The organism is Ensifer sp. R-19 (assembly GCF_049905105.1).
Classification (GTDB): Bacteria; Pseudomonadota; Alphaproteobacteria; order Rhizobiales; family Rhizobiaceae; genus Ensifer.
On record NZ_CP184569.1, the window covers coordinates 3,469,382 to 3,482,224 of the forward strand.

Here is a 12,843-nt window from a genome sequence, read left to right on the forward strand (position 1 = left end):
TACTCCTTGCAGGCTTTCTTGACCGCTTCGTTCAAGCGGAATGGTTTGTGCCGGCGTTGCCCGCGTTGTGCGAGCGATCGGCGGCGATGGCTTCATGATGCCGGATGACTTCCTTGATGATGAAGTTCAGGAACTTCTCGGCGAAATCCGGATCCAGATTGGCATCCTTGGCCAGGCGGCGCAGGCGTTCGATCTGGTATTCTTCGCGCGCCGGGTCGGCCGGCGGCAGATCATGCTTGGCCTTGAGAACGCCGACTGCCTGGGTGCAGCGGAAGCGTTCGGCCAGCATGTGGACGAGTGCGGCATCGATGTTGTCGATCGACTGCCGGTAACCCGCCAATTCCTGTTTGATTTCGGGATCAATCATCTCTCACCGATCCTCACTTCTTCTTCGGCAGGCCGGGAAGGCCGGGGAAACCGCCACCGAGGCCCGGAAGCTTGGCGCCGCCGAGACCCGGCAGGCCACCGCCGCCAAGACCCGGCATGCCGCCCGGCTTGAGGCCGGCTGCTTCCGCCTGCTTCTGCAGCGCTTCGAGCTGCTTCGGGTCGAGCTTCGACAGGTCGGGCACACCGCCGCCGCCGAGGCCACCAAGCCCCATCTTGTTGGCAAGGCCGCCCATCATCTGCTTCATCATGCCGCCTTTGCCCTTGCCACCCATCATCTTCATCATGTCCGCCATCTGGCGGTGCATCTTCAGAAGCTTGTTGATGTCGGCGGCATCGGTGCCGGAACCGGCGGCAATGCGCTTCTTGCGCGAATGCTTGAGCAGGTCCGGATTGGCGCGCTCGGCCTTGGTCATCGAGGAGATGATGGCGATCTGGCGTCCGAACAGCTTATCGTCGAGACCGGCGGCGGCCATCTTGTCCTTCATGCCGGCCATGCCGGGCATCAGGCCCATGATACCGCCCATGCCGCCCATCTTCTGCATCTGGCCAAGCTGGTCGGCGAGGTCGTTGAGGTCGAACTTGCCCTTGGCCATCTTGGCGGCCATGGCGGCCGCTTTTTCGGCGTCGATGTTCTCGGCCGCCTTTTCGACCAGCGAGACAATGTCGCCCATGCCGAGAATGCGGTCGGCAACACGGCGCGGATGGAACTCTTCAAGTTCGCCCATCTTTTCGCCGACACCGATGAGCTTGATCGGCTTGCCGGTGACGGCACGCATCGACAGCGCTGCACCGCCTCGGCCGTCACCGTCCATACGGGTGAGCACCAGGCCGGTGATGCCGACGCGTTCGTCGAAGCTGCGGGCAAGATTGACGGCGTCCTGACCGGTCAGCGCATCGGCGACGAGCAGGATTTCATGCGGATTGGACTTCCGCTTGATCTCCGCCATCTCGATCATCAGCGGCTCGTCGATATGGGTACGGCCGGCGGTATCGAGGATGACGACGTCATGACCGCCGAGCTTGGCGGCCTGGACCGCGCGCGCGGCGATATCGGTCGGCGACTGGCCGGTAATAACGGGCAGCGTATCGACGCCGGTCTGCACGCCGAGCTGACGCAGCTGCTCCTGGGCAGCCGGGCGGCGCGTGTCGAGCGAAGCCATCAGGACCTTTTTCTTGTCCCGCGTCTTCATCCGGCTGGCGATCTTGCCGGTGGTGGTCGTCTTACCCGAGCCCTGCAGACCGACCATCATGATGACAACCGGCGCCGGCGCGTTGAGGTCGATGGTGACTCCCTCGGAGCCGAGCATCTCGATCAGCTGATCATGGACGATCTTGACGACCATCTGGCCAGGCTTGATCGATTTCAGGATTTCGGCGCCGACGGCCTTTTCGCGAACCTTTTCAGTGAAGGAGCGCACGACGTCGAGCGCGACGTCGGCTTCGAGCAGCGCACGGCGAACCTCGCGAAGCGCAGCGGAAACATCGGCTTCCGACAATGCGCCGCGGCCGGTCAGTCCATTCAATATGGAACCAAGGCGGTCCTGGAGGCTCTCGAACATTCTCACTTCCTTCTGGTTTCCGGTGGCGATCAACTCGCCGGAAACGTGGGTTCCTTCGCGCAGAAAACAAGGCGCAAAGCCAAAAACCACCCGAGGGCGCAACGCGCTGTCGGATGTTGACCTCCGGGTTCTCTTTACACCTTTACGGGACCCGGTCGGCGGCTTCGAAGACTTGAGCTTGCGAAGGAATTGCGGCGGATAAACAGGAAAGCGCGGCAAAAGTCAAGGACGGCAGGGCAATGACGGCGTTTTGGCTCAGACCGCCTCGCCCTCGACGGCTGCATCCAGTTCGCCCGCCAGCTGCTCAAAGGCCGTCGCCACCCGCGTCATCACCCGGAGCGTAGCCACCACTTCGGTCTGATTGATATCGCCGAGCAAGGCGTGCAGCATCTCGACTTCGCGGCGATGGATTTCCTCGAACAGATCGCGTCCGGCGGCAGTCGGGACGCAAAGATAGGCGCGTCGGTGCTCCGGATTCGGCTGCCGTTCCAGCAATTGCTTGTCCATCAGCCCGGTGACGATGCGCAGCACGAACTGCCGTTTCATCGACAGGCGTCGCGCCGCGTCCGGCACAGTCAGCTGCACTTCGTAAAAAAGTTCGAGAACCGCGCGCTCCGCCACGGATATACCTGCGCCATCGAGCATATGCTCCGACGCTCGTTGCATATTGAGATGGACGGAGCGGACCAGCCGAAGGGTCTTGTAGAGGCGTTCATGCGGGTCGAATCGAACGAGCATCAAAGCACGATAGCAATCCAGTTGCTGTTTTCAAGAATTTGTTAAAGCCCGATCTTCCATCGGATGCGCCGGCGCACCATCTCATGCAATCACAGACATGCCGAAAGGCTCGGGATGAAGAAATCGCAGAACCCATACTATCGAGGCCCCGTCTCCGACCATTTCGACGGGACGCGCTTCTTCAATCCCGGCGGCAGGCCGCCCAAGGGCATGGCTGATTTGCTGCGCTGGCAGTTCGCTGGTGGCAAGGCACGCTGGCCGGCGCACAATCCAAGTCCGTTCGAGCAAGTGAAACCCGAACTCAGCGTCGAAGGCGAACGCCTGCGCGTGACGATGGTCGGCCACGCGACGTTGCTCGTCCAGGTGCACGGCGTGAACATTCTCACCGACCCCGTCTGGGCGCGTCGCGCCAGCCCTTTCGCCTTTGCCGGACCGCAGCGCTACAACGCCCCCGGCATCGAGCTCGACGATCTGCCGCCGATCGACATCGTGCTCGTCACCCACAACCACTACGACCATCTCGATGTCGAAACGCTGGCCGCACTGCAGGAGGAGCACGCGCCCCGGATCATCACCCCGCTCGGTAACGACACGATCATCCGCCACGCCGTTCCCGATGCCGAGATAACCGTGGTCGACTGGAACGACCGGGTCGATTGCGGTGATGACATCGTGATCCATGCGGAGCCCTGCCATCACTGGTCGGCCCGCGGCTCGCGCGACCGCCGCATGGCGCTCTGGGCCGCCTTCGTTCTGGAGACTCCGGCAGGCAAGATCTACCATGTCGGCGACACCGGCTTTCACGACGGCATAAATTATCGGGCCGCCCGCGAAAAACACGGGCCGTTCCGCCTCGCCAACCTGCCGTTCGGTTCCTACGAACCGCGCTGGTTTATGCAGGACCAGCACCAGAATCCGGAAGAGGCAGTGCGCGGGATGATCGATTGCGCCGCCACCCATGTCGCCGGCCACCACTGGGGCACGTTCCGCCTGACCGACGAGGGCGTCGACGAGCCGCGGCTGGCGCTGGAACGGGCGCTTGATGCGGCCGGTATCGCCCGCGCCCGCTTCCGGCCGCTGCGCCCCGGCGAGGTCTTCGACGTGCCTGCCGCTGCATCCGCCGCGGAATGAAGGCGGCACTGGTAATTTCCGGGCTTTTCCGCCATATACAGCCCGAATGAAGGGTGCCCTGCTTGACGCGGGCCGGTTTGGACCATCGCTACATGACCGACAACGTGCAATTCGCCAGAATGAACGGGCTTGGAAACAAGATCCTCGTCGTCGACATGCGCGGTCGGAAAGATCGGGTGACGCCGGCAGCCGCGATCGCGCTCAATGCCGACGCAGCAACTGCCTTCGACCAGATCATGGCGATCCACGACCCGAAGGCCACCGGCACCGATGCCTGGATCGACATCGTCAATTCCGATGGCTCCATGGCCCAGGCCTGTGGCAACGGCACGCGCTGCGTCGTCCAGGCGCTCGCCGCCGAAACCGGCAAGAAGGCCTTCCTCTTTCATACGGTCGCCGGCCTGCTCGAAGCCAAGGAACACGACGACGGCACCATATCCGTCGACATGGGAACCCCGCGCTTTGCCTGGAACGAAATCCCGCTTTCCGAGGAATTCCACGACACGCGCCGCATCGAGCTGCAGATCGGCCCGATCGACAATCCCGTGCTGCATTCGCCGTCGGTCGCCTCGATGGGTAATCCGCACGCGATCTTTTGGGTCGACAACGACGTCTGGTCCTACGATCTCGAGCGCTTCGGCCCGTTGCTCGAAAACCATCCGATCTTCCCCGAGCGCGCCAACATCTCGATTGCCCGTGTCCTTTCGCGCGGCGAACTGGATCTTCGGACCTGGGAGCGCGGCGCCGGGCTGACGCTTGCCTGCGGCTCGGCCGCCTGCGCCGCCGCCGTCAGCGCCGCCCGTACCGAACGCACCGACCGCAATGTCATCGTCAACGTGCCCGGCGGGCCGCTGACGATCGAATGGCGCGAGCGCGACGATCACGTGATCATGACCGGCCCGGCCGAATGGGAATGGTCCGGCACGCTGAACCCGACCACCGGCACCTGGCAGCGCGACGAGGCGGAGAGCGCGGGCAGCGGAGCGCGGGCGCTTTGAGCGGCGTCGAGGTCATAACCTTCGGCTGCCGTCTCAATACCTACGAATCCGAAGTGATGCGGGCCGAAGCCGAGAAGGCGGGGCTGAACAACGCCATCCTCGTCAACACCTGCGCCGTCACCGGCGAGGCCGTGCGCCAGGCGCGCCAGGCGATCCGCCGTGCCCGCCGCGACAATCCGCATGCCCGTATCATCGTCACCGGCTGCGCCGCGCAGACGGAAAAGCAGACCTTTGCCGAAATGGCTGAGGTCGACGCCGTGCTCGGCAACGAGGAGAAGCTGAAAAGCGCATCCTATCGTTCGCTGCCCGATTTCGGCGTTTCGGCGGAAGAGAAACTGCGCGTCAACGATATCATGAGCGTGCGTGCGACGGCACCGCAGATGGTCAAGCATATCGACGGCCACGTGCGCGCCTTCATCCAGGTCCAGAACGGCTGCGATCATCGCTGCACCTTCTGCATCATCCCCTATGGCCGCGGCAATTCCCGCTCCGTGCCGATGGGTGCAGTGGTCGACCAGGCGCGCAAGCTCGTTGAAACAGGCTACTGCGAGATCGTGCTCACCGGCGTCGACGCGACCAGCTACGGCGCCGACCTACCGGGTGCCCCGACGCTCGGCCTGCTTGCCAAGACGCTTTTGAAGCAGGTGCCGGAGATCCTCCGCCTGCGCCTTTCCTCGATCGACGGCATCGAGGCCGACAAACATCTCTTCGACCTGATCGCCGACGAGGCGCGCTTCATGCCGCATCTGCACCTGTCGCTGCAGCATGGCGACGACCTGATCCTGAAGCGCATGAAACGCCGCCACTCAAGCGCCGACGCCCGCGCCTTTACGGATGAAGTCCGCCGGCTGCGGCCCGAGATCAGTCTTGGCGCCGACATGATCGCCGGTTTCCCGACGGAGACCGAGGAGATGTTTGAGAATGCGACGAAGCTCGCCGAGGATTGCGGCATCGCCCATCTGCACGTCTTTCCCTATAGCCCGCGTCCTGGAACGCCGGCAGCACGTATGCCACAGCTCGATCGGGCGCTCGTCAAGGATCGCGCCGCGCGTCTGCGCGCGGTTGGCGCAACGCTCTACGCCCGCCACCTCGCAGGCATGGTCGGCAGCGAGCAGACGATCCTGGTCGAAAACAACGGGCTCGCCCACACACAAAACTTCACGCTCGTCGATGCCGCCGGCCTGAAGGCCCGCGCGCTTGTCCCGGTCTTAATCACCGGCCACAATGGCAAGCATCTGACGATGCAGGTAAAACAGATGGCTGCGGCCTGATTTATGCGGAATTCCTGAATGGCAATGGGTTTCATCAAGAGGATCTTCACCTTCGGCAAGGGCGCGGTGGAGGAAACGAAGCCGCCGGAAGGTGTGCCCGAGGAGACGATTGTCTCTTCGCCAGAGGTGGAGCCAAGTGTCGAGGCGGTGGAACCGTCTGCGCCTGTCGCCGCGGCTGAAATTGCCGAAGAGACCCCGGACGCCGCCTTCGAGCCGCCTGTCGATATCGAGACGCTGCCGCTCTCCGAGGACGATCCGGTGCTCGAAGCCGAGATCGAGACTGCGGGCGGTCCGGCTTCCGACGATGCCGAAGAGCTGACGCGTGACGAGGCCGGGGCCACACCGTTTGAGGACAGCGTTGCGATACCCCCTTCTGTCCCTTCGGGACATCTCCCCCAAAAGGAGGGAGATCAGACGGAGACCAAGGCAGCCATCGACGATGCGTCTCTAACCACCGAGACCGCGGAAGCTGTTGCCGACGAGAAGCCAGCGGATTCCCCAGCGGATTCCATTGAGATCGTCGTAACCTCCCACGTGGCCGAGACCATCGAGGGCACCGCAGAAGCCTTGCCAACTGCGGACGATGCCGAAGCGGAACTACGCGACATCACGACAGCCGAAACGCCCGTAGCTGACGCCGTGGGCGAGCCCAGCGCAATCTCCCCCCCTGTGGGGGAGATGCCCGGCAGGGCAGAGAGGGGTGAAGCCGCAGCCCTCCCCAAAAGCTTCGAAACCACAGAGAGCGACGCTGCAGAAGCAGTGGCCGAAGTCGCGCCGACCGAGGCCGGCGAAGCAGAGGTAGCCGCCGCAGCCCCTGCCCTTCCCAAGGGCTTCGCGACCACCGACAACAAGCCCAAGGACGAGCCCCTCGCCGCGCCGAAGGAAAAGCTCACCTGGTACCAGCGCCTGCGCCGCGGCCTTGCCCGCACCTCGTCGCAACTGACCGGCCAGATCGCCAGTCTCTTCACCAAGCGCAAGCTCGATGAAGCAACGCTGCAGGACCTTGAAGACCTGCTGATCCAGGCCGACCTCGGCGTCGAAACCGCGATGCGCATCACCGACACGCTCGCCTCCGAGCGCTATGGCAAGGATGTCTCCGGCGAGGACGTCTCGCGCATCATGGCCGGCGAGATCACCAAGGTGCTCGCTCCCGTCGCCAAGCCGCTGGAGCTCGACCTCAGCCACAAGCCGCATGTCATTCTGGTAGTCGGCGTCAACGGCACCGGCAAGACCACGACGATCGGCAAGCTCGCCGCCAAGCTTTCGGGCGCAGGCCTCAAGGTCATGCTTGCCGCCGGCGACACCTTCCGCGCCGCGGCGATCGAGCAGCTGAAGATCTGGGCGGAGCGCACCAAGTCCGACATCGTTTCCTCCAAGCTCGGCGCCGATGCCGCCGGTCTCGCCTATGAAGCGTTCCAGCAGGCGCGCGAGAAGAAGTCCGACGTGCTGATCATCGACACCGCCGGCCGCCTGCAGAACAAGGCGGAGCTGATGGCCGAACTTGAGAAGATCGTGCGCGTGCTCGGCAAGCTCGATCCGGATGCACCGCACACGGTGCTCCAAACGCTCGATGCCACGACCGGACAGAACGCGCTGCAGCAGGTGGAGATCTTCCGCAATATCGCCGGCGTCAGCGGTCTGATCATGACCAAGCTCGACGGCACGGCGCGCGGCGGCATCCTCGTTGCCATCTCCGCCAAGCACAAGCTGCCAGTCTATTTTATCGGCGTCGGTGAAGGCATCGACGATCTGGAGCCTTTCGAGGCCAAGGATTTCGCCGAAGCGATCGCCGGCGTTGCCGCCTGACGAGGCCGTTCTGCGCCCGCGCATTTGCGCGGGGCCGTTGCCTTGATATGGTTTTGCCGCAAAGCTGGTGTTATGAGCAGCAGGCACATGCAGAAACAGGACCCGGAAATGTCGTCGATCGAGGCTACCAAGCCGCAGAAGGAAGTCAGCCCCTTGCTCAAGATGGTGCTGGAGCTTGGACCGCTGATGGTCTTCTTCTTCGCCAATTCGCGCGGCGAATGGCTGGCCGGGCATTTCCCGGCGCTCGCCGAGCTCGGCGGTCCGATCTTCATCGCCACCGGCCTGTTCATGGCCGCGACCGCGATCGCGCTCGCCGTCTCCTGGATGCTGACCCGCACCCTGCCGATGATGCCGCTGATCTCAGGCATCGTCGTCTTCGTCTTCGGTGCGCTGACGCTGTGGCTGCAGAACGACACCTTCATCAAGATGAAGCCGACGATCGTCAACACGCTGTTCGGCGCGATCCTGCTCGGCGGTCTTCTCTTCGGTAAGTCGCTGCTCGGCTACGTCTTTCACTCCGCCTTCAAGCTCGACGAGGACGGCTGGCGCAAGCTCACGCTGCGCTGGGGTGTGTTCTTTGTGTTCCTGGCCGTGCTCAACGAAGTGGTCTGGCGTTCGTTCTCGACCGATTTCTGGGTCGCCTTCAAGGTCTGGGGCACGATGCCGATCACCATCCTCTTCACGCTCGCCCAGATGCCCTTGATCATGAAACATTCGCTTGACCAGGAGAACGCCGAGTGAGCACCGCGCTTGAGGAGAATGACAGCCGCAACCGGCACGCACTCCTCTGGCTCGCCGCCTGTTTCGCGGTTCTGCTGATACAGATCGTCACCCAGCATCTGATGGGTCGCATCTGGATCTGCGACTGCGGCTACGTCAAACTCTTCGAACCCGTCGTCAAATCCAGCGGCAACTCGCAGCACATCGCCGACTGGTACACACCCTCCCACATCATCCACGGCTTCCTGTTCTACGGCCTCGGCCACCTGCTTTTGCGCCGCAAGCCGCTGACGGCAAAGCTCTTCCTGGCGATGGCGATCGAATCCGCCTGGGAAATCGCCGAAAACACCCCCATGGTGATCAACCGCTACCGATCGGCGACGATCTCGCTCGACTATTTCGGCGACAGCATCCTGAATTCGACCATGGACACCCTGGCGATGGTCGCGGGCTTTATGTTCGCGGCCCGCATGCCCGTCTGGCTGACGGTCACGATCGCCATCGTCTTCGAGCTTTTCACTGGTTGGCTGATCCGCGACAACCTCACTTTGAACGTGCTGATGCTGGTCTGGCCGCTCGATGCCGTCAGGGATTGGCAGGCGGGGATTTAGTCGGGCTCGGCGTATAGGCCAACCTTTCACATCCAGATATCTATCGGAAGCGAACCGTTCCCTCAGCCTCCCTCATCCCTGTGCTTGTCACAGGGATCCAGCAGCGCCGCGTCCGCGGCGCTGGGGAGCTCTGTTCCGACTGGAAAGTTCCGGCCGGAAGCGAACTTTTCAGAAATGTGCCGCTAGGCGAGCTGTGGCTGCTTCTGGTCGGGATGTCATTCACGGTGCAGACGCACCGTGGCTGGATCCCTGTGACAAGCACAGGGATGAGGTGGGTGAAGTAGCCCCCGGCGAAAAACTGCCCCGGTTCTCGGTCAGGTTTTACAGCCCCAACTGCTCTCGAAATGGCCCGAACCACTCACGAGCCGGCGGTAGCCTTCTCGATGGCCGGCAGCAGTCCATTCTTGACGCTGTTCTCGTCGAACGGGCCGACACGCTTGTAGAGGATCGTGCCATCGGCGCCGACCAGATAGGATTCCGGAATACCGTAGACACCCCAATCGATCGCCGCCTTGCCGCGGGGATCGACGCCGACGGCGGAAAATGGATTGCCGAGCTCGCCGAGGAAACGCAGCGCGTTTTCGTTCTGGTCCTTGTAATTGATGCCGACGACGGTGAGCCGCGGGTCCTTCGACAGTTCCAGAATGAAGGGATGCTCCTGACGGCAGGGCACGCACCAGGAGGCCCAGACGTTGACGAGCGTCAGCTTGCCTTTGATCGCCACGTCGGTCAGCGCCGGCATCGGCTGGCCATCGCGGGTCGCCCCTTCGAGTGCAGGAAGGTCGAGTTTCGGCGCCTTCGTGCCGATCAGTGCGGACGGGATCTCGCTCACGTCCTTGCCGGAATTGAGTTGGCTCCAGAAGATCGCCGCAAGCCCGGCGAAAATGATGAGCGGCAGTGCCGCGAGCACGAAACGCATCGGCCCCGGTTTGCGCTCGTCGCTGCCGGGCGCAGGAGTGCTGGTCATCGTGTCTCTCCCGACGCCGGTTCGGCCGAGCGCCTGCGGATGCCGGATGCTTCGAGCTCGGCAAGTTCGCGCCGGCGCGCGCGCCCATCCAGAACCACCCAGCCGATCAGGCCGAGGACGGTCAGCGTCGCTATTCCATAACTCGTGAAGACGTAAGCGGCGTGGCTCATCATTTCGTGCGCGCTCCCCGGCCAGCGCTGCGCGCCGCCAGACGGCGCAGCGCAGTGACCCGCCGGCGCAGGATTTCGTTGCGCATGGCGGCGATGTGCAGCGTGAAGAACAGAAGCGTGAAGGCAACCGCCATCACGATCAGCGGCCACAGGAACTCGGGATCGATCGTCGGCCCGTCGAGCCGCATGACGCTCGCCGGTTGATGCAGCGTGTTCCACCATTCGACCGAGAACTTGATGATCGGGATATTGACGAAACCGACCAGCACCAGCACTGCGGAAACCTTGGAAGACCGTGCGGGGTCGTCGATCGCGCGGTTGAGCGCCATCAGTCCCAGATACATGAGGAACAGCACAAAGACCGACGTCAGCCGCGCGTCCCAGACCCACCAGGTGCCCCACATCGGCTTGCCCCAAAGCGAGCCGGTGACGAGCGCCAGGAAAGTGAAACAGGCGCCAATCGGCGCGGCCGCGCGCGAAGAAACATCTGCCAGCGGATGGCGCCAAACGAGCGTGCCAAGCGCTGCCAGCGCCATCACCGAATAACACATCATCGACAGCCAGGCAGCGGGCACGTGCACATACATGATGCGCACCGTCTCGCCCTGCTGGTAGTCGCCTTCTGTGGCGAAGGACAGCCAGAGGCCGACGGCGAAGAACAGCGCGGTCAGGCCGGCAAGCCACGGCAGCAGACGGTCGGCCAGCGCCAGGAACCGTGTCGGGTTGGCGAGGTCGCTGAATTTGCGGATGGCCAGGCTGTTTTCGCTCATGATGGCTCTTTAACGCTTAAGTCCCCCTGCTGCAATTGATCCGCGTCAATCGACCGATCACGATCAGTTTGGGCCGCCAATCATAAACGTGATCGATCTGAAGGACTTAGCGACGGCTGCGACGGAAAACCGCAAACTGTTTCAGCCGTTCCGCTCTCATTGCGTCAATCGGACGCGTGCCGAAGTGCTGCGGCGGCGGCAACCGGCCCGATGACGGCAAAGAACAGGGTGATCGCCGCGAGGATCATCAGGGGCGGCAGGAACGGCGCCGGATCCTCGATCGCCGCATAGACGGCGCTGACGCCGAAGATCAGCACCGGGATCGCAAGCGGCAGCACCAGGATCGACACCAGCAGCCCGCCCCGTGGCAACGACACGGCGACGGCAGCGCCGACCGCACCGATGAAGGTGATCGCCGGCGTGCCGATCAGAAGCGTCAGCATGGTGGCGCCGATCGCGATCTCGCGCATGTTCATGAAGAGACCGAGCAAGGGCGAGGCGATCACCAGCGGCAGGCCGGTCGCTGCCCAATGGGCCGCGCATTTGACGAAGACGGTGAAAAGCAGCGGCGTCTCCTGCATCAGCATCAGGTCGAGCGAACCGTCGTCCCGCTCCGCCTGGAACAGGCGGTCGAGACCGAGTAGCGAGGCGAGCAGCGCGCCGATCCACAGGATCGCCGGGCCGATGCGCGAAAGCAGGTTCAGATCCGGGCCGACGCCGAAGGGAATGACCGCGACCACGGTCATGAAGAAGAGCACGCCGATCATCGCGCCGCCGCCGGCGCGTATCGACAGCTTCAGATCGCGGAAGAAGAGCGCGATCATGCCGGCACTCTCCCGGCAGCGAGCACGGACGCGCTTTTACGCATCATGCCAGAGCCCTCCCGCGAAATGCTCGAAGCCCTTCATGTGCAATTCCCTCGTTTGATCGAGCCCCAGCGGTTGATGCGTCGCTGCGATCACGATGCCGCCCTTCCCGAGATGCGCCTTTACCAGGTCGGCAAACAGCCGATCGGCGCCGGCGTCGAGTGCCGCGGTCGGCTCGTCGAGAATCCAGATCGGACGATGGGCGACGAGCAGCTTCGCCATCGCCATGCGGCGCTGCTGGCCGGCCGAGAGATATCCGAAGGGCAGATGCGCGATATCAGGCAGGCCGACCGCTTCGACCGCCTCGGTAAGAGCGATTCCGACGCCGCCGGGCGAATCGCCCATGAAACGCTGCCAGAAGGAAAGATTTTCTGCGACGGTCAATTCGCGCTTCATCGCGTTGCGATGCCCGAGATAGTGGCTGAGCTCCGATGGGTGAGCTATTTCTGGGGGGGCGTTCTCAAGTTTCAAATGTCCGCTTTCGGGGCTCAGCAACCCGGCCAGAACCCGCAGCAAAGTCGACTTTCCCGAGCCGTTCGGACCCGTCACCACAAGGGCCTCACCGGTATCGAGCGCAAAGGAAATATCGTTAAAAATCAGATCCTCGCCGCGCTTCGCACTCAAACCTTCAGCCAGCAGGCGCATGAATATTAGACTTCCCTTCGCGTGTCTTCCGCAGAGCAAAAAAAGTTCCAATTGGACCTTCGTTGCTCTGGCACGTTTTGGAGAAATTATCTATAAGGCGGCCAACACGCCAGCGGTCGGCGTGAATTTCATCCTAGCGCCGAACATGGAATGAATTTCCACGTACGGACAGCGGAAATGGCCGCACCCGCATCCCAATTCGCG

General features: G+C 63.1%; 14 protein-coding genes. 6 read left to right on the top strand and 8 right to left on the bottom strand.

Features of this window, described 5'->3' with window-relative positions; genetic code table 11:
- Window positions 1-31: 31 nt before the first annotated feature.
- The 3 genes from ACN9MO_RS16825 to ACN9MO_RS16835 form a co-directional block, all read right to left on the bottom strand.
- The gene (locus ACN9MO_RS16825; RefSeq protein ID WP_065374094.1) at window positions 32-367 is read right to left on the bottom strand and encodes a chorismate mutase; all 336 of its coding nucleotides are present in this window, start codon (window positions 365-367) and stop codon (window positions 32-34) included.
- Window positions 368-380: 13 nt separating this feature from the next.
- Window positions 381-1,946, bottom strand: a complete 1,566-nt coding sequence (ffh, locus tag ACN9MO_RS16830) for a signal recognition particle protein (RefSeq protein ID WP_093233080.1) — start codon at window positions 1,944-1,946, stop codon at window positions 381-383.
- Between the two features lie 255 nt (window positions 1,947-2,201).
- Window positions 2,202-2,591 carry a MarR family winged helix-turn-helix transcriptional regulator gene (locus tag ACN9MO_RS16835; protein ID WP_255571351.1) on the bottom strand — a complete coding sequence of 130 codons (390 nt, stop codon included), beginning with the start codon at window positions 2,589-2,591 and terminating at the stop codon, window positions 2,202-2,204.
- Between the two features lie 207 nt (window positions 2,592-2,798).
- Here ACN9MO_RS16835 and ACN9MO_RS16840 point away from each other — a divergent pair, with 207 nt between their 5' ends.
- From ACN9MO_RS16840 to ACN9MO_RS16865, 6 genes are all read left to right on the top strand, one after another.
- Window positions 2,799-3,815 (top strand): MBL fold metallo-hydrolase, encoded by a 1,017-nt coding sequence (locus ACN9MO_RS16840; protein ID WP_112995655.1) that lies wholly within the window; start codon window positions 2,799-2,801, stop codon window positions 3,813-3,815.
- 92 nt (window positions 3,816-3,907) lie between these two features.
- Window positions 3,908-4,813, top strand: coding sequence for a diaminopimelate epimerase (gene dapF / locus ACN9MO_RS16845; RefSeq protein WP_058321794.1), 906 nt, complete (start codon window positions 3,908-3,910; stop codon window positions 4,811-4,813).
- Window positions 4,810-6,084 carry a tRNA (N(6)-L-threonylcarbamoyladenosine(37)-C(2))-methylthiotransferase MtaB gene (mtaB, locus tag ACN9MO_RS16850; RefSeq protein WP_112995654.1) on the top strand — a complete coding sequence of 425 codons (1,275 nt, stop codon included), beginning with the start codon at window positions 4,810-4,812 and terminating at the stop codon, window positions 6,082-6,084. Before dapF ends, mtaB begins: the two co-directional genes overlap by 4 nt.
- Window positions 6,085-6,102: 18 nt before the next feature.
- Window positions 6,103-7,890: a signal recognition particle-docking protein FtsY gene (gene ftsY / locus ACN9MO_RS16855; RefSeq protein WP_112995653.1), complete on the top strand. Its 1,788-nt coding sequence runs from the start codon at window positions 6,103-6,105 to the stop codon at window positions 7,888-7,890.
- A 108-nt stretch (window positions 7,891-7,998) separates the two neighbouring features.
- Window positions 7,999-8,631, top strand: a complete 633-nt coding sequence (locus tag ACN9MO_RS16860) for a septation protein A (RefSeq protein WP_112995713.1) — start codon at window positions 7,999-8,001, stop codon at window positions 8,629-8,631.
- Window positions 8,628-9,221: a DUF2585 domain-containing protein gene (locus tag ACN9MO_RS16865; protein ID WP_057254915.1), complete on the top strand. Its 594-nt coding sequence runs from the start codon at window positions 8,628-8,630 to the stop codon at window positions 9,219-9,221. Before ACN9MO_RS16860 ends, ACN9MO_RS16865 begins: the two co-directional genes overlap by 4 nt.
- A 358-nt stretch (window positions 9,222-9,579) precedes the next feature.
- On the opposite strand, the gene ACN9MO_RS16870 is transcribed toward ACN9MO_RS16865, so the two are convergent.
- The 5 genes from ACN9MO_RS16870 to ccmA all read right to left on the bottom strand — a co-directional run bounded on the left by ACN9MO_RS16870 (window position 9,580) and on the right by ccmA (window position 12,639).
- Window positions 9,580-10,188: a DsbE family thiol:disulfide interchange protein gene (locus ACN9MO_RS16870; RefSeq protein ID WP_057254914.1), complete on the bottom strand. Its 609-nt coding sequence runs from the start codon at window positions 10,186-10,188 to the stop codon at window positions 9,580-9,582.
- Window positions 10,185-10,361, bottom strand: coding sequence for a heme exporter protein CcmD (gene ccmD, locus ACN9MO_RS16875; protein ID WP_082616171.1), 177 nt, complete (start codon window positions 10,359-10,361; stop codon window positions 10,185-10,187). Before ccmD ends, ACN9MO_RS16870 begins: the two co-directional genes overlap by 4 nt.
- Window positions 10,358-11,128: a heme ABC transporter permease gene (locus tag ACN9MO_RS16880; protein ID WP_112995651.1), complete on the bottom strand. Its 771-nt coding sequence runs from the start codon at window positions 11,126-11,128 to the stop codon at window positions 10,358-10,360. Before ACN9MO_RS16880 ends, ccmD begins: the two co-directional genes overlap by 4 nt.
- 164 nt (window positions 11,129-11,292) lie before the next feature.
- Entirely contained in the window at window positions 11,293-11,952 is a 660-nt protein-coding gene (ccmB, locus tag ACN9MO_RS16885) for a heme exporter protein CcmB (protein ID WP_112995650.1), read from the bottom strand.
- A 36-nt stretch (window positions 11,953-11,988) separates the two neighbouring features.
- On the bottom strand, window positions 11,989-12,639 hold the full coding sequence (gene ccmA / locus ACN9MO_RS16890) for a heme ABC exporter ATP-binding protein CcmA (RefSeq protein WP_057254912.1): 651 nt from the start codon (window positions 12,637-12,639) through the stop codon (window positions 11,989-11,991).
- Between the last annotated feature and the right edge of the window lie 204 nt (window positions 12,640-12,843).